Here is a 16,776-nt window from a genome sequence, read left to right as displayed (position 1 = left end):
GAAACTCTATGGAGGTCGCATGACAATATGAAAGAGATGACGCACAGAGAAAAAGAAGCCTCATCGAATTATTTAAACCGGGATTTAAGCTGGATCGAGTTCAACTGGCGCGTATTGGAGGAGGCTCAGGATCCGGAAACGCCTTTGCTGGAAAGAATGAAGTTCCTTTCGATCGTCTCGTCCAATTTGGATGAGTTTATGAGCGTCCGCGTGGCGGGCATTAAGGATCAGATGAAGGCAGGCTATACGAAAAAAGATTTTACCGGCTACACGCCGGCCGGTTTGTTTAAGCGCATTATGCGAAGAACCGCCAAAATGGTCACGGAGCAGTACAAGACGTGCAGAGACGTCTGCCGCCAGCTGGCCAAGGAAGGCATTTTGTTTACGGATTATGAAGATTTGAATAGTACCCAGCGCAAAGCGATGGACGCCTATTTTCACGATATTATTTTTCCCGTCTTAACACCGATGGCGGTCGATCAGAGCCGTCCCTTTCCTCTCGTACACACGCAGGCGCTTTATTTGGCCGTGGTGCTGCTGAAGGAAGGTGACGATCCCGAGGATGAGCCTTATTTTGCCATCGTCCAGGTGCCTTCGAATTTATCCCGTTTCATTGAGGTTCCCGCCCGGACGAACAGCAAAAAGCATGAATTCGTGCTGATGGAAGATTTGATCGAGCAGCATATTCATACCCTCTTCTCGGGTTATACGCCGCTCTCGGTCCATGCCTTCCGGTTAACGCGCAATGCGGACCTGACCTTGAATGAAGAGGGAGCCGAGGATCTGCTCGAAGAGATCGAGAAGGAGCTCAGGCGCCGCCGCTGGGGCGTTCCCGTCCGTCTGGAGGTGCAAAAAGGCATCCATCCTTACGCGCTGAATCAGCTGCAGGATGAATTCGAGACAACGGATAACACGATGGAGATTGACGGTTCGCTGGATTTGACTTACCTGATGAAGCTGTCAGGGGCCTTGAAGGGCTACGAGCATCTGCGCTATGAGCCGATTGATCCGGTTTATCCGGCGGAGCTGGAAGACACGGAACAGCTGTTCACCGTGCTCAGGTACCAGGACGTGCTCGTCTATCATCCATACGAATCGTTCGATGCGATGACCGATTTTGTTAACGAAGCGGCGGACGACCCGCAGGTGCTTGCGATCAAAATGACGCTGTACCGCGTGAGCGGCCATTCGCCTTTGATTCAGGCACTGGCCCGAGCAGCGGAGTCCGGCAAGCAGGTCACGGTCGTGGTGGAGCTGAAGGCAAGGTTTGACGAGGAGCGCAACATTGCCTGGGCCCGCACGCTGGAGCAATCGGGCTGCCATGTCGTATATGGGCTCGTGGGCTTGAAGACGCATGCCAAGATTACGCTTGTCGTTCGTCAGGAGGAGGACGGGCTCCGGCGCTACGTCCATGTCGGTACCGGTAACTATAACGACAACACGGCAAAGCTGTATACGGATATCGGGCTGTTTACTTCCCATCCGATCATCGGCGAGGATGCTTCCGCCTTGTTTAATGAGGTGACCGGCTACTCGGCGCCGCATAATTGGAAAGCGTTCGGCGTAGCGCCGACGGACTTGAAGGATAAGCTGTTTGAGAAAATACGCCGTGAAACCCGGCATGCTTTGGAAGGCAAACGGGCGCACATTATCGCCAAGATGAACTCGCTGTCCAATCAGGATGTGGTTGACGAGCTGTACGAGGCTTCCAAGGCGGGCGTCCAGATTGATTTGATCATCCGAGGCGTCTGCTGTCTGCGTCCGGGCGTACCGGGCTTAAGCGAAAATATCCGGGTGCTCAGTATCGTAGACCGTTTTCTGGAGCACTCGCGAATCTGGTATTTCGAGAACGGCGAAGAGCCGGAGGTGTATATCTCCAGCGCCGATTGGATGACGAGAAATTTGACCCGCCGTATTGAGCTGATGTGTCCGGTGTTCGATAAGCACCTGCAGCGGACGCTGATCCGTATTCTGGAGCTGAGCCTGCACGATAATGTCAAAGCGCGCGAGCTGCAGCCCAACGGCATGTACGAACGGGTACCGGGCGAAGGGAAGCCTCTGCGGAGCCAGTTCGAGGCGATGCGGATCAATGCTTGGAAGAAAAAGCACCCGGTACTTCATTTTCAAGAAGAGTAAGCTTCAAATTCCATACTTTTTTGAAATCTTTGATCAGACCGGCGATCTCGCGGTATTCCACCGCGGGGTCGCTTTTTGCTTGCAGCGATAGCTGCAGCTCATCGCCCTCTTCGTTGACACGGGCCTGCATCGAGGCAATCGACTGGGTTTCCGAGCTGTCGAGCGCGATGGCCAGCTGAAGAAGCGTGCCCAGACGGACGATAAGCTCCTCATCGGACTCCAGTAAAATATCCTTGTACTGAACATACGTCAGATGAGCCCGGCTTCTCGTCTTGAAGGACGCGATGGCCGCTACGAGCAAGGTCTCCCTGTGCGTCAGTCCGTCCAGACGCGCTTGGGCGATCAGCGTGAACGAATGCTTCGCGAATTGATAGTAGTTCAGGCTGACGCCGATCCGGTACAGCAGGGCGGCAGCGCGGAGCAGTCTGCGAATTTTGGCGTCGAGGCCGGAAGTGCCCGGCAGGCTGTCATACAGCTGAAGGGCATGCGCGGCCACCTGCTCCAGATGCTTGCGCGGCGCCGTTGAATGAAGCCCGAGCAGATTGGATACGCTGCGTTCAAGCGGGCTTTCTCCGGAGGAGCTTTCGCCGGGTTCTGACAGGAACGATTCGTGAAACAATCCGTCGCGAAGCCCGGCGCCGCTGATGACATAGTGGCTTGCTCCTGCAGCGGTGAACAGCGTGTGCAGAATGATAAGGCCGGGAACGATGATATCGTACCGGTCCTTGGACAAACCATCCACCTTCTTGCGCTTTGACGCCGGCATGGCGGGAAGCGTGGATGCCAACTCTTCCATCTCGTCTGCCGACATCGGATAATTATGGGTCACAGGATGCGAATATTTCTTTTTCTTTTGGCTGATTTTGCTTAAGGAGCGAATGGTTCCGCCCAAGCCGATCAAGGGAATGCCGGGATGCTCTTTAATCCAGGGCTCCTGGTCGACAGCCTGCAGCACCATGTCACGGATGGCGTGGATCTGCTCTGGCGTAAAATTGCCGTCGGACGAAAATCTCCGCGTCGTATTGACGGCTCCGAACGGGAAGGAGACGCTGCGGACAAGCTGCCGGTTCCCGGAAAAAGGTCACCTCAGTGCTGCCGCCGCCGATGTCCACCAGCATGCCGTCCGGAATGTCGAGCGCATGGATCATGCCGAGAAAGCCGATCCGGGCCTCGTCGTCTCCGGACAGCAGTTCAACCTCCAGACCGCTCTCGCGCCGGAGCGAATCGATGATCTGCGCGGAATTGGACGCATTGCGGACAGCGGCTGTTGCCGCGGCGCGAAGTTCCGTGACGCTATAAGCATCGCAGATTTGCTTGAAATGCTTCATGGTATCTATAAGGGAAAGGATGGCATTCGCCGGAAGCTCGTTATCTTCGCCGATAAGCTGGCTTAACCGGGCGGATTGCTTGAATTCCCCGATCACGCGGTAAGCCTGCGTCGGGAGAAACTCGTAGATTACGAGTCGAATGGAGTTGGATCCGATATCAATGATGCCGATTCTGCGGTTGGTAGGCATGTTATTCCTCCAGTTGCTTCAATAATTTGGCCGGTTGGTACATTCATTATATTTTACCACCGATTGAAAGGGACGCAAAACTTTCAAGAATAATTTTACAATACATAACAAACAATCTTTATTGCCGCCACTTTTCGAGCCATTGTGCGTCGTTGTGTTTCATTATGGGGACGGGCGCATATAGCAGATGTTTATTGTACTGATAATGAAGTTTTATGTCTTAATTAGTTCACTTTAGTTGTTAAATCATTTATAGTAGAACTAGAGGCGAACGCATGGGTTGAATAATAATTTTTTATTGTCTTGATTCGTTCTGAAAAGAAGCGTTTTTCGCCGACAATGACGAGTGTTGGCTCGGTAATGGGAATTCGGTATTTCTCTGGCTGAAGTATGCTGTTGTTTTACTTTTGCATGCCGTGCTTGGACCGGGATTTTCTTGGGATCCACGTTGTATGATATAGTTATGGATAGGACTTACTTGAAAGCAAAGGAGAGATTGTTTTGACAGCTACTAAAGGTTTAGAAGGTATTGTTGCTACAACGTCCTCGATCAGCTCGATTATCGACGGAGTACTTACTTATCGCGGGATTAACATCGATGATTTGGCTGAAAATGCGACATTTGAAGAAGTCGCTTATTTGCTTTGGTACGGCAAATTGCCAACTCGTTCCGAACTGGCTCAACTTATTGCAGATTTGAATCAATATGCGCCGATCCCTTCCCAGGTGATCGATCAAATCAAATTGTATCCTAAAGATACAAACTCGATGGCAGCGCTTCGCTCCGCCGTGTCCAGTCTGGCCTTGTACGACCAAGAAGCTAACGACATGACGCCGGAAGCCAACCTGCGTAAAGCGATCAAGCTTCAAGCGCAGCTTCCTACAATTATCGCCGCATTTGCCCGCATTCGCGAAGGCAAAGAGCCGATCGCTCCAAAAAGCGACGCGACTTCCGTGGCACAAAACTTCCTGTTCATGCTGACAGGCAAAGAGCCGGATAAAGTCGCCATCGAAGCTTTGGATAAAGCTTTGGTGCTGCATGCGGACCATGAGCTGAACGCTTCCACTTTTGCAGCCCGCGTTACTGTGGCTACCTTGTCCGATATTTATTCCGGCGTAACTTCCGCGATCGGCGCTTTGAAGGGTCCTCTTCACGGCGGTGCGAACGAAGCGGTTATGGCTATGCTTGAAGAGATCGGTTCCTTCGAGAACGCAGAGAGCTACATCAACGGCAAGCTCGAAAACAAAGAAAAAATTATGGGCTTCGGCCACCGCGTTTACAAAAACGGCGATCCGCGCGCGAAGCACCTGCAAAAAATGTCTCATGAGCTGGGCAAAATTACCGGCAACATGAACTGGTACAACATGTCCATCAAAATCGAAGAGCTCGTGACCGGACAAAAAGGCTTGAAGCCGAATGTAGACTTCTATTCCGCTTCCGTGTACACGTCCCTGGAGATTCCGCGCGACTTGTTTACGCCGATTTTTGCAATCAGCCGTACTTCCGGTTGGACCGCTCACATTCTTGAGCAGTATGAAAACAACCGCCTGATCCGTCCTCGTGCGGAGTATACCGGCCTTTCTAACCAAAAATATATTCCGATTGAAAATCGTTAATCGATTTCGATAAAAAAGCTTTTACGGCCAACGGGTTGTTACAGCGGCTTGTTCCTGCGATAATGGATGTCGGGACAAGCGCTGCAGCTCCCGTTCAATTTTGTGTGTATACTTGTTTTATTACCCATTTTAAGGAGGCAGTTAAAGATCATGGCACAATTCGAAAACTATTCAGCTCCAACAGAGGGCGAAAAAATTACTATCGTTGACGGTAAATTGAACGTTCCTAACAACCCGATCATCCCTTTCATCGAAGGTGACGGAACAGGTCCTGATATCTGGGCAGCTTCGAAACGCGTATTGGACGCAGCTGTTGAGAAAGCATATAAAGGCGAGAAAAAAATCGCATGGTACGAAGTATTCGCCGGCGAGAAAGCTTTCAATAAATTCAATAACTGGCTGCCTGCTGACACTTTGACAGCTATCCGCGAATATATCGTAGCGATTAAAGGGCAGCTTTGACAACGCCTGTCGGCGGCGGCATCCGTTCCCTGAACGTGGCACTTCGTCAAGAGCTGGATCTGTATGTTTGCTCCCGTCCTGTTCGTTACTTCAACGGCGTTCCGTCTCCTGTAAAACGTCCTGAGCTGGTAGACATGGTTATTTTCCGTGAAAATACAGAAGATATCTATGCAGGTATCGAGTGGGAAGCCGGTTCCGCTGAAGTGAAAAAAGTGCTGGAGTTCTTGCAAAACGAGATGGGCGTTAAGAAAATCCGTTTCCCTGAAACTTCCGGTATCGGTATTAAGCCTGTATCCTCCGAAGGTTCCAAACGCTTGATCCGTTCCGCTATCGAGTACGCTATCGCACACGGACGCAAAAGCGTTACCTTGGTACATAAAGGTAACATCATGAAATTTACTGAGGGTGCCTTCAAAAACTGGGGTTACGAGCTGGCTGAGCAAGAGTTCGGCGACAAAACTTTCACTTGGGCACAATACGACAAAATCAAAGCCGAGCAAGGTACGGACGCTGCTAACCAAGCTCAAAAAGAAGCGGAAGCTGCCGGTAAAGTCATCGTTAAAGATGCTATCGCCGACATCGCTTTGCAGCAAGTATTGACTCGTCCTACGGATTTCGACGTTATCGCAACATTGAACTTGAACGGCGACTACTTGTCCGACGCTTTAGCTGCACAAGTAGGCGGTATCGGTATCGCACCTGGCGCCAACATCAACTATGTAACCGGCCACGCGATCTTCGAAGCTACTCATGGTACAGCTCCGAAATACGCTGGTTTGGATGTAGTTAACCCTGGTTCCGTTATTTTGTCCGGCGTTATGATGCTTGAGCACCTGGGCTGGCTGGAAGCGGCTGAGCTGATCTACAAAGGTATGGAAACATCGATCAACAACAAAACGGTTACTTATGACTTCGCACGCTTGATGGAAGGCGCTAAAGAAGTGAAATGCTCCGAGTTCGCTAACCAAATCATCGCTAATATGTAATAATCCAGTGCGATCCTCCTAAATCCTCCTTTACCAAGGAGGCCCCAGGGGTTACGGCCCCTGGACGACGAAAGTTTGTCGAGACAGAGGGGGAGGCGGACTTGGTTCGACGTAAGAGGAGTGAGCACGGATGTCGGAGGAGCTTAAGCTAACGCCAAGCGGCCTCCGATACGCTTACATGGAGAGCGGAGTCTGGCCTGATTCGACGCTAGAGATGAAGAGTGGAGCCGGGCTTCGGTTCGGCGATAGGAAATGAACGTGTTTGTCGGAGGAGGCTTGAGCTGTGGCTAAGCGTGCCTCCGACAAACTTTTATATTCAGCGTATCTTTTGCGGTATTTGTTTCAAAGAGGGGCTCTGAGCACGATATAGGCCACTGCTCTTTTCTAACTCGGATGAGGGAAAGAGCAATTGTTTTTTGCGCATGATAAGTGTGAATTAGGGCGTAGGCGTGCATACTCTTACGGTCGGTCTAGTACGGTTGGCAACAACGCAAACCTACAATCTATCTTTCAGGAGGCAATTCTCATGGGAATCAAACGTAAAAAGATTACCGTTGTTGGCGCCGGCTTCACAGGCGCTACTACTGCGCTGATGCTGGCGCAAAAAGAATTGGGCGACGTTGTGCTTCTAGATATCGCGCCTTTGGAAAACCCTACAAAGGGGAAAGCATTGGACATGATGGAAGCGTCCCCTGTTCAAGGCTTCGACAGCAACATCGTAGGTACGGCGAACTACGAGGACGCGGCTGGCTCCGATATCGTGATCATCACTGCAGGTATCGCTCGTAAACCCGGCATGAGCCGTGACGACCTTGTTAATACCAATGCAGGCATCGTAAAATCCGTTTGCGAGAACGTAAAAAAATATTGCCCGGATTCCATCGTCATCATCCTGAGCAATCCGGTAGATGCGATGACTTACGCAGCCTACGAAACATTGGGCTTCCCGAAAAACCGCGTCATCGGTCAATCCGGCGTATTGGATACGGCTCGTTACTGCACCTTTATCGCTCAGGAGCTGAACGTGTCGGTTGAAGACGTGCGCGGCTTTGTGCTGGGCGGTCATGGCGACGACATGGTTCCGCTGGTTCGCTACTCCAACGTAGGCGGTATTCCTATCGAGAAGCTGATTCCGGCCGAACGCATCGAAGCGATCGTACAGCGTACCCGCACGGGCGGCGGCGAGATCGTAAACCTGCTCGGTAACGGCAGCGCATACTATGCGCCTGCAGCCTCCCTGGTTCAAATGACGGAAGCAATCATCAAGGATAAGAAGCGTATCATTCCTGCCATCGCACTGCTTGAAGGCGAGTACGGCTATGACAACCTGTTCATGGGTGTGCCAACCCTGCTCGGAGGCGAAGGCATCGAGAAAATCTTCGAGCTGGAGCTGCTTCCTGAAGAAAAGGCTGCCTTGGACAAGTCCGCCGATTCCGTCCGCAACGTAATTAAAGTGGTGACTCTGTAACAGCAGAGCCATCTTCCAGTAGACGGCCCGTCTTCGCATTATGCGAGGCGGGCTGTTTTTATTTGGTGTTAAGAAGGTGTGCTTTCGGGGATCACGGGAGGGAATGCTTTTAGCGCGGCGTGAAGCTTAGCACGAGCGAGCGAATCCTAGGTGCATGCTGCGGTGCTGGCGAGACGGCCGGTCGAACCGCAGTCGGCATTTATGGATAGGAAGGGAGCTCTGATTCTTTTCCATTCCATCTTGCAGAGACTGGATAAAGCTGTTAAAATCAAAAATGACTGACGAGTCAGTCATGAATTTTTGGCGAATATAGGGGGTACCGACTTGGGAGAAGACAAGAGAGACGGGATCGTTGAAGCGGCGCTCAAGCTGTTCGAGGAGCAGGGCTATCATCAGACCAAGGTGTCGGATATTGTTCGGGAAGCGGGGGTAGCTCAGGGGACGTTTTATTTATATTTTCAGAGCAAAGAGGACTTGTTCCGAAGCATCGTCAAGTCGTGCCTGGATGAAATATCGGGCGCTTTGAAACGGGAATCGATCGGACAGGATGACGACGATGCGGTTTATTACCAGATGATCCACAGCTGCCTGACCGTGTACTATCATAACATTACGATTCTTCGCATTATTTACCGCAATGGCATGGCGTGCCGGGAGCTTAAAGATATTTCGGAAGCATTTTACGATGAGATGATGCACATCATCAAGGACTGCTTGAAGGATTCCGAGGAAGCGAACGGCTGCTCGGAGGAGCAGCTTGAGATTATGGCCTATTCGAAAATCGGTATGGTGGAGCTTGTCGCCTATCAATGGTTTGTCGTAAGGGGCTGCGGGGCTGAGCATATCGATAAGGTTGCCCAGACGATCGTTGGCATGACGCCGGATTGCAAGGCGGGCTTACCGGGAGTGAACGGCAGATGATTGCGAAGCTGATTCAATACCGGAAGGTGACGCTGCTGTTTTTTTTGATGGCTATTATTATGGGGATCGTAAATATTTTTACTCTAAAGCAGCGCGAGAACCCGGAGATCGATCTGACGGTCGCGATGGTCAAGACGGTGTATCCCGGGGCGTCGCCCGAGAAGGTGGAGCAGTTCGTTACGCAGCCGTTGGAGGAGAAGATCAAGGAAATGAGCGACATATCGAAGCTCACCTCCACCTCCATGGCCAACGTCTCGATCATCAACGTAGAGGTCAAGCCGGATACGGATATTAAGCGGGCATGGGATACGCTCCGGCAAAAGGTGCAGGCGGCCCAAAGCGAGCTGCCGGATGAGGCGGATCAACCGGAGGTCAACGACGACCTCGGGAAAATAGCCGAACAGATCCTTCATTTTACGGTCAACACCCCTGAAGAGCTGGAGCCGTTAAGGCCCACCCTGGACATTTGGAAAAAGCAGCTGAGCACGCTCACCGGCGTCAGCAACGTAGATATCGTCGGCCTGCCGGATCAAGAGGTGGCCGTCAAGCTGGACACGGCAAAGCTTGATACGTTCAAGCTGCCTTGAACCGCAGTTGCACAAGCGCTCCAGTACCGTCATGACCGGGTTCCGCTCGGCACGGTAAACAAAACCACACAGAGCTTCTATGTGAATCTGAACAAGGAATGGACGACGGCGGAGGAGGTCGCCAATACCGATATCCTCGGTCTGCCGAACGGCCTTTCGCTGAAGGTGAAGGACGTGGCGGACGTGCAGTTGCGGCCGAAGAAGAAGGAGGTCAGCGTCCTGCACAACGGCAAGCCGACGCTCGATCTGGTCATCAATGCGGCGAAAGGTACCGATATTCCGGCGCTGCAGGAACGAATCGATCAGAAGGTATCGGAGCTTAAGCGACAGCTGCCTTCGAACGTAGAGCTGTCCTCTCTTTTCACGCAAAAGGAAAGTCTGGATCATCTGTTCAAGGAGCTTGGACGCGAGCTGCTGATCGGGATTGCGGCTGTCATCGTCGTCTGCTCAATGGGCTTGACGTTCGGCACCTCATGGATTGTTGCGCTGGCCATTCCGATTTCCATTACGATCGGCTTTATTCCGGTCGAAATGATGGGGATTGACCTGAATCAAATTACGGTGGTAGCCATCGTTATCGTACTGGGGATTCTGGTGGACGATGCGATTGTTGTCAACGACAATATCCAGCGCCGGCTGCAGCTGGGGGATTCGCCTGCGGTCGCCGCGCTCGAAGGTAGCCGCGATGTGGCCATCTCCATCCTGACGGCTACGATTGCTACGGCAGCGGCCTTTTTACCGCTGTATTTTCTAAAAGGCAACATCGGAAGCTTTATACGTCCGCTACCGGTCGTCATTACTTTAACGCTCGGCACGTCGATGGCCATGTCGCTCACGATCATCCCGATTTTTCGTCGGTGGGTGGGTGAGCGGGCGCTGCGGAGAGCCGACGTACGGTTCAGCGAAGGCGTGACTGTGGACGGCAGTCAGGAGAGCAGCCCGCAGCAGCCTAAGCAGGGCGCCGTGCGCGAAGAGACGCCCGGCTTATTGGGCCGGCCGATTCAGCGGCTCAGCTTGTTTTACGGCAAGCAAATCCAGCGTGTTTTAAAAAGGCCGCTGCTGACAGGCATTATCGCTCTGCTGATCGGCACAAGCAGCTTCGGGCTGCTGCCCCTGCTTGGGGTGCAGTATTTCCCCCCTGCCGAGAAGGATGAAATGCTGATCGATTTCAAGCTTCCAACCGGGCGGGTATTCGCCGAAACGGAGTACACCATGGCGAAGGCCGCAGAGTGGATGCAGCAGCAGAAGGGCGTCGTCTTCGTGTCCGCCTATTCGGGAAGGTCGACGCCGCGCTTCTATTACTCGGAATCGGATCAGTCGGGGATCGAGGTCGGACAGCTGTTTGTCAAAATCGATCTGAACGTCATTCATACGAAGGAAGTCATTACGGCTTGGCGTGAGCAGTTGAAGGCGATGTTCCCCGATGACGTTGAAATTACGCCGAGAGAGCTGGAGCAGGACCGCCGGTCGGTGCGCCGATCGCGCTAAGAATCAGCGGCAGCGACTTGACGCAGCTTCGGCAGGTATCGAGCGATATTCAGAATGTGTTGTCAGGCATTCCCGGAGCGATCAGCGTAACGGACGATGTAGGGACGGAGATGAAGACCTACGAGGTGAAGCCGGACCCGGCCAAGCTGAATCTGTTCAACGTCAATGAGAAGGACTTGTCGCAGACGCTGCGCATTGCAACGGAAGGACTGGAAGTGACGACGCTGCAAAAAGGCGAGGACTCCCTGGATGTCACGCTGTATGCCAAGGAGCAGACTGCGGATCCTGTTGAAAGGATGAATAAAATGAATGTCCCCAAGCAAAGCGGAGGGACAGTAAGCGTCCGGGAGCTCGGAACGATAACGCCCGGCATGATGATCAAATCGATTCACCATTTGAATCAAACACGGACAATTACGATCCGCAGCTTCGCCCAGGACCGGCTGCCCGATGAGATTGTGAAGGATTTGAAGGCGCAGCTCGCCCAATATTCGCTGCCGTCCGGGTTTACCATCGAATACGGGGGAGAGAACGAGGAACGCAACGATGCGTTCGTCTCGATCGGCAAGCTGTCTATCATTGTGGTGCTCTTGATTTATATCATTATGGTCATGCAGTTTTATTCGCTCTCTATCCCGCTGCTTATACTGTCTACCGTATATTTGGCCGCGGGAGGCGCCGTCATCGGTCTATTCCTGACCGGCTCGCCGATCGGCTTTATGGCGCTGATGGGCCTTGTCAGCTTAGCGGGAATTGTCGTGCGCAACGGGATCATTCTGATCGAATTTATCGAGCAGGCGAGGGAGAAAGGTTTGCCGCTGTACGAAGCGGTAACCGAGGCGGGCAAAGCCCGGCTGCGCCCGATTCTGCTTACGATGGCTACCGCTATCGGCGGTCTGCTGCCAATGACCGTAATGGGCGGAAACCTGTGGAGGCCGATGGGGATCACCATTATTTCCGGCCTGATTTATTCCACGCTGCTGACGCTGATTGTGGTGCCGTGCCTGTTCGTGATCCTGGCGAAATGGCGGGATGCCAGAGCCTTGAAAAAAGGCGGTCATGTGAACAGACACGCGGCAGATACGGCGCATTCCGGTTAAAATTCGCTTCCAGCATTTGCATAGGCCCGTTTTTTTCAGGTATACTGAATATAACTGAAGTCGAAAAATGGGGGCATTTCACATGAATCAATTATTTTTATATCTGCATGTATTAGCGGCTGCTCTAATGGGTGTCTACCTGATGTTCCCGTTTTTGGCGCAGCGGATTCAGGTGCTGCCGGGACAAGGCCAATTCGGTTTTCTGAGCGTGCTGTTCGCAGCCAACCGCGTAGGCCAGATGGCTCTGATCATTTCGCTGCTGACAGGCGGCTACTTGGTCGGCAAGGCCGGTCTGTCCGTCGCCTGGATGATTATCGCGGTCGTGCTGTTCCTGGCGCTTGGCGCTTTGACCGGGGTGCTGGGCAGCGCAATGCGCAAAGCTTTGGCTGACCCTAACGGCGGAACGATCGGCGCTCATGCCGGTAAAATCAAGTCCGTCAGCGTCATTTCCGGCATCTTGTTCTTCCTGATTCTTACCCTGATGATGTTCCGCTTCTAATTGGGGGGTTCAAGCGAACGAAAGTGATGCTTACGTTTACAACTTCTACTAGTCTTACCTTCAAAAAGCTCAAGGGCCTTGCAGCCCTTGAGCTTTTTGCTTTGCCGGCTGCACCTGCCTAAAGGGGAAATATGGCGGAGGGAAAAAGGGCTTCGGAGGCACGGAGTGTTGGCCTTGGAAATCGTGAAATATCCTATAGAGGCATTCCCATTTCACGATTTCAACAGCGGCCGGAGAAGCTCCTTTTTCCGCAGCCCGGCACAGCCCCCTTTGTTCTCAGCTCCTCAGCACTCAGCAGATAAAAAAAGCCCGAAGGCTTCCGCCTCCGAGCTTCTTCTTATTCCTCCGATAATTCATCCAGCGTCTTCTCCAGGCTGGGCGCCAGATGCTCGAGGAAATAGGCCATCTCCGGCATATTCAATTCCTGTATCGCCTGCTCGATCTGCTTTTTGGCGCTGCCGAACTCTTTGTTTCCGGCGGACAGCTCCGTTACGCACTTCAAGTAGGCGTCGAGCAGGTCGGCCGCCTTGACGTATTTTTTCAGCTCCGGCTCATAGGACGCCTTCTTCGTATCGATCAGCGGCTCATAAACCGCATGCAGCTTGGCGGGAACCATATCCAGAAGCCGTTCGGCGGCCAATTGTTCAATTTCGCGGAAGTTTGATAATATTTTCGGATTGTGATGCTTGACCGGAGTAGGAATATCGCCCGTAAACACTTCGGTGGCGTCATGGAACAGCGCCATGCTGACGATCCGGTCGGTAGGCACCTGGCGGCCGTATACCTCATTAGCAATGGTGCACAGCACGTGTGTCAGGATGGCTACGTGAAACGAATGCTCCGCGACGTTTTCCTTGACGGTGTTGCGCATCAGACTCCAGCGCTCGATATAGCGCAGTCGGTACATATAAGCGAAAAAATGACTATCCATCGTTCTCATCCCATTCTATCTGTTTACTTCTTCACCGTAGGTGTCTGCTGTACGGAAAAGCTTTGCACATTAGGATTATACACGATTTGCGAACCGATGGCAGTCTCCAAATCTTTGAGCCCGATATAGAGCTTGTTGTTTTTCAGGTAGAGGGGCTTTTGCAGCGTCAGCGTTTTGCCTGCGGTTCCTGCGGTCAGCTTCGGGCTGCCGATGCTGCCGGTTCAGTGGATATCCTGGTACTGGAGCTGCACCTGACCGCCGCCGGACAGGCTTGCTTTGCCGCCCAGCTGGCTTACGGTTTCCAGCAAAGGAACCTCCGCCGCCGGAGGGCTTAGCGCCACGACCCGCCGGAGGATGGAACGCTCCAGCCCATCCGGCGTAATCGCGCTGTTGCCTGCGTTGATCCGCGGCAGCTGCATCGGATCCAGATTGCGGGTTGCCATTTCCGGCAGCACCGTGAACGCATAATTCATCCCGCCCTGGCGGACATAATCGATCGAAGGCTTATCATAAATGCCGTAGGGATAAGCGTAGGCATCAATCGGCTCGGGGTACAGCTCCGCCAGCTTGGACACGCACTTCTGCGTGTCGCTGATGACGCGCTGCTTGTATTCCTCGTCGCTTTCCTTTCTTCCGCCGTTCGCCATGCGTCCGACCAGCGCGGCGCTGCCGTCGGCAAGCTTATAATGAAAATTGTCCGAATGGCACTGGGCATCGATAAAATTTGTATCGTTCGTCATTTCGATAATCTCGTCCTGCGACATGGACGGAATATAGCTGGCGAGCGGATTTTCCAGGTCATTCGTAATAACGAAATTGACAGCGGGAATACGCATGCTTTTTAACAAGGGGTAAGCGTTATCATAAAAGCTTTCATAGCCGTCGTCGAAGGTGACCAGGACGGCATTATTCGGAACGGAGGCGCCCTCCATATAATGCTTGAACTGGCGGAGCGTAATGAATTGGTAGCCTTTCTTCTTGAGAAGCGCCAGCTGATCGTGAAACAGCCGGGTGGTGATCGTTCCTCCGCTTTGGGCATCGTCATCGATATGGTGGTACATGATCACAGCGACCTGGTCTTTATAAAGTACATTGGATTTCGCTGCATTGAGAGAGGGAAGCAGGAGACCAAAGCCAAGAAGACTCAGCATGGCGGCTTTAAAGGTGAGCTTGTTCATGAGGATCACGGGCTCCTTTGGATAATCCATATTTCACGGTTTGCACTAATATTCTATTATTCTATATAAATTCCTTCTGTCCGGATGAGAGGCAGAGACATATTTTGCGAAGCTTCCAATTGGCCCCGGGGAAGGGCCGCCATCGACGGGTATATGCCGTATTTCCTGGTGTTTAGACGTTGTCGAATATGCTATTATATACATATGTGCTTTTTATACTAAATATATCGAGCAGGCCATTTCGGAAGGGAGATTTTTATCCATGCAGCATTTTCAAGATAGTGTTTATAAACTGATCGTCGAAACGTCGACGAATCTGCCGGCTGACGTGCGCCGCGCCATTCAATCCGCCCAAGAGCGTGAGGATGCCGGTACCCGTTCAGCCATTTCTTTGTCTACCATTGCCAACAATATCGATATGGCGGAATGCAATGTATCGCCAATCTGTCAAGATACGGGGATGCCGACCTTCATCATTCACTGTCCTGTAGGCGCCAACCAGATCGTGATGAAGCGGCAAATTCGCGAGGCTGTCGCTTTGGCTACAAAAAACAGCAAGCTGCGCTCCAATTCGGTCGATTCCTTGACCGGCTCCAACACCGGAGACAACCTGGGCCGGGAACACCTGTCATCCACTTCGAGCAATGGGAACGCGACGATATCGAAGTGAAGCTGATCTTAAAGGGCGGCGGCTGTGAGAACAAAAATATTCAATACAGCCTGCCGACGGAGCTCGAAGGTCTAGGCAAGGCGGGACGCGATCTGGACGGCATCCGCAAGTGCATTATGCATGCGGTATACCAGGCGCAGGGTCAAGGCTGTAGTGCCGGCTTCATCGGCGTAGGCATCGGCGGCGACCGCACAAGCGGTTACGAGCTGGCTAAGCATCAGCTGTTCCGTCACGCAGATGACGTCAATCCGAACGAGGAGCTCCGCAAGCTGGAAGACTACGTGATGGAGCACGCTAACATGCTGGGCATCGGTACGATGGGCTTCGGCGGACAGGTGTCGCTGCTTGGCTGTAAAGTGGGCGTCGCCAACCGTCTGCCAGCCAGCTTCTTCGTATCCGTGGCGTATAACTGCTGGGCGTTCCGCAGACAGGGCGTCATTCTCGATGCGAACAGCGGCGAAATCCAGGAATGGGTTTATCCGCAGGGAGACACGGTCTCCATGAAGCAGGAAGCGGAGACAGCTGGCTCTGAGCAGGCTGAACGCCGCGAGGTTGTTCTGCAGACGCCGATCTCGGAGGAGCAAATCCGCCAGCTGCGCGTAGGCGACGTCGTGATCATCAACGGCCCAATGTATACCGGCCGCGATGCGCTGCACAAATATTTAATGGACGACGATTCTCCTATCGACCTGAACGGAGCGGCGATTTATCACTGCGGACCGGTCATGGCGAAGGATGAGTCCGGCGAATGGCACGTAAAAGCCGCAGGACCTACAACGAGCAGCCGCGAGGAGCCTTACCAAGGCACGATCATCAAGAAGTTCGGTATTCGCGCCGTCATCGGCAAGGGCGGTATGGGCGCCAAAACATTGGCCGCGCTGCAAGAGCACGGGGCCGTATATTTGAACGCGATCGGGGGAGCGGCGCAGTATTATGCGCAGTGCTTCAAGAAAGTAAACGGTGTGGACTTCCTGGAATTCGGTACGCCGGAAGCGATGTGGCATCTGCAGACGGAAGGCTTCGCAGCGATTGTGACGATGGACTCGCACGGAAACAGCCTGCATGCCGAAGTGGACAAAAGCTCGCTCGAAAAGCTGTCCGAGTTCAAAGAAACGGTCTTCGCTTAAGATGAGCTCATTCGGAATCCGGCTGAACGCCGTGATCGAAAAATACTTGTCGCTCTTTGTCCCGGTATGTTTGATACTTGGGTTTCTGT

The 16,776-nt window shown here is 52.8% G+C and carries 9 protein-coding genes and 4 pseudogenes; 9 read left to right on the top strand and 4 right to left on the bottom strand.

The annotated features are described in order from the left end of the window. The first annotated feature begins 27 nt into the window (after positions 1-27). Positions 28-2,136, top strand: a complete 2,109-nt coding sequence (ppk1, locus tag ACHHV8_RS25065; protein WP_395162129.1) for a polyphosphate kinase 1 — start codon at positions 28-30, stop codon at positions 2,134-2,136. On the opposite strand, the pseudogene ACHHV8_RS25060 reads toward ppk1, so the two are convergent. Further along, a pseudogene (locus ACHHV8_RS25060) lies at positions 2,087-3,145 on the bottom strand (Ppx/GppA phosphatase family protein); the annotation flags it as partial. The gene ppk1 and the pseudogene ACHHV8_RS25060 sit on opposite strands and share 50 nt — an antisense overlap. Further along, entirely contained in the window at positions 3,096-3,653 is a 558-nt protein-coding gene (locus tag ACHHV8_RS25055) for a Ppx/GppA phosphatase family protein (protein WP_395162128.1), read from the bottom strand. The gene ACHHV8_RS25055 and the pseudogene ACHHV8_RS25060, both read right to left, overlap by 50 nt. Positions 3,654-4,154: 501 nt before the next feature. Here ACHHV8_RS25055 and citZ point away from each other — a divergent pair. The 7 genes and pseudogenes from citZ (at position 4,155) to ACHHV8_RS25020 (ending at position 12,781) form a co-directional block, all read left to right on the top strand. Next, a complete protein-coding gene (gene citZ / locus ACHHV8_RS25050; protein WP_395162127.1) occupies positions 4,155-5,270 on the top strand; it encodes a citrate synthase in 1,116 nt (371 codons plus the stop codon). 150 nt (positions 5,271-5,420) lie between these two features. Then, positions 5,421-6,718 (top strand): annotated as a pseudogene (icd, locus tag ACHHV8_RS25045) (NADP-dependent isocitrate dehydrogenase). 526 nt (positions 6,719-7,244) lie between these two features. Then, positions 7,245-8,186: a malate dehydrogenase gene (gene mdh, locus ACHHV8_RS25040; RefSeq protein WP_395162126.1), complete on the top strand. Its 942-nt coding sequence runs from the start codon at positions 7,245-7,247 to the stop codon at positions 8,184-8,186. Positions 8,187-8,510: 324 nt separating this feature from the next. Beyond that, complete coding sequence (locus ACHHV8_RS25035; RefSeq protein WP_395162125.1) at positions 8,511-9,107, top strand: TetR/AcrR family transcriptional regulator; 597 nt, start codon at positions 8,511-8,513, stop codon at positions 9,105-9,107. Next, positions 9,104-11,182, top strand: a pseudogene (locus ACHHV8_RS25030) (efflux RND transporter permease subunit). The gene ACHHV8_RS25035 and the pseudogene ACHHV8_RS25030 overlap by 4 nt, the downstream one beginning before the upstream one ends. 17 nt (positions 11,183-11,199) lie before the next feature. Continuing rightward, positions 11,200-12,282, top strand: coding sequence for an efflux RND transporter permease subunit (locus tag ACHHV8_RS25025; RefSeq protein WP_395162124.1), 1,083 nt, complete (start codon positions 11,200-11,202; stop codon positions 12,280-12,282). 82 nt (positions 12,283-12,364) lie between these two features. Then, positions 12,365-12,781, top strand: a complete 417-nt coding sequence (locus ACHHV8_RS25020) for a hypothetical protein (RefSeq protein WP_395162123.1) — start codon at positions 12,365-12,367, stop codon at positions 12,779-12,781. Positions 12,782-13,118: 337 nt separating this feature from the next. Here the strand turns inward: ACHHV8_RS25020 and yfbR are convergent, their stop codons facing one another. Both yfbR and ACHHV8_RS25010 read right to left on the bottom strand, forming a co-directional pair. Continuing rightward, the gene (gene yfbR, locus ACHHV8_RS25015) at positions 13,119-13,712 is read right to left on the bottom strand and encodes a 5'-deoxynucleotidase (protein WP_395162122.1); all 594 of its coding nucleotides are present in this window, start codon (positions 13,710-13,712) and stop codon (positions 13,119-13,121) included. 221 nt (positions 13,713-13,933) lie between these two features. After that, positions 13,934-14,890 (bottom strand): polysaccharide deacetylase family protein, encoded by a 957-nt coding sequence (locus ACHHV8_RS25010; RefSeq protein ID WP_395162121.1) that lies wholly within the window; start codon positions 14,888-14,890, stop codon positions 13,934-13,936. Between the two features lie 262 nt (positions 14,891-15,152). Between ACHHV8_RS25010 and ACHHV8_RS25005 the strand changes: the two are divergent. Then, positions 15,153-16,687, top strand: a pseudogene (locus ACHHV8_RS25005) (fumarate hydratase). Positions 16,688-16,776 lie beyond the last annotated feature (89 nt).

The organism is Paenibacillus sp. TAB_01 (assembly GCF_043945595.1).
GTDB lineage: Bacteria > Bacillota > Bacilli > Paenibacillales > NBRC-103111 > Paenibacillus_S.
This window is presented reverse-complemented; position numbering and strand designations above follow the sequence as displayed.

Excerpts from the sequence above, each read along its gene's own strand:
- ppk1 (WP_395162129.1), top strand. The coding sequence starts at position 28 with ATGAAAGAGATGACGCACAGAGAAAAAGAAGCCTCATCGAATTATTTA.
- ACHHV8_RS25055 (WP_395162128.1), bottom strand. The coding sequence starts at position 3,653 with ATGCCTACCAACCGCAGAATCGGCATCATTGATATCGGATCCAACTCC.
- mdh (WP_395162126.1), top strand. The coding sequence starts at position 7,245 with ATGGGAATCAAACGTAAAAAGATTACCGTTGTTGGCGCCGGCTTCACA.
- ACHHV8_RS25020 (WP_395162123.1), top strand. The coding sequence starts at position 12,365 with ATGAATCAATTATTTTTATATCTGCATGTATTAGCGGCTGCTCTAATG.
- yfbR (WP_395162122.1), bottom strand. The coding sequence starts at position 13,712 with ATGGATAGTCATTTTTTCGCTTATATGTACCGACTGCGCTATATCGAG.
- ACHHV8_RS25010 (WP_395162121.1), bottom strand. The coding sequence starts at position 14,890 with ATGAACAAGCTCACCTTTAAAGCCGCCATGCTGAGTCTTCTTGGCTTT.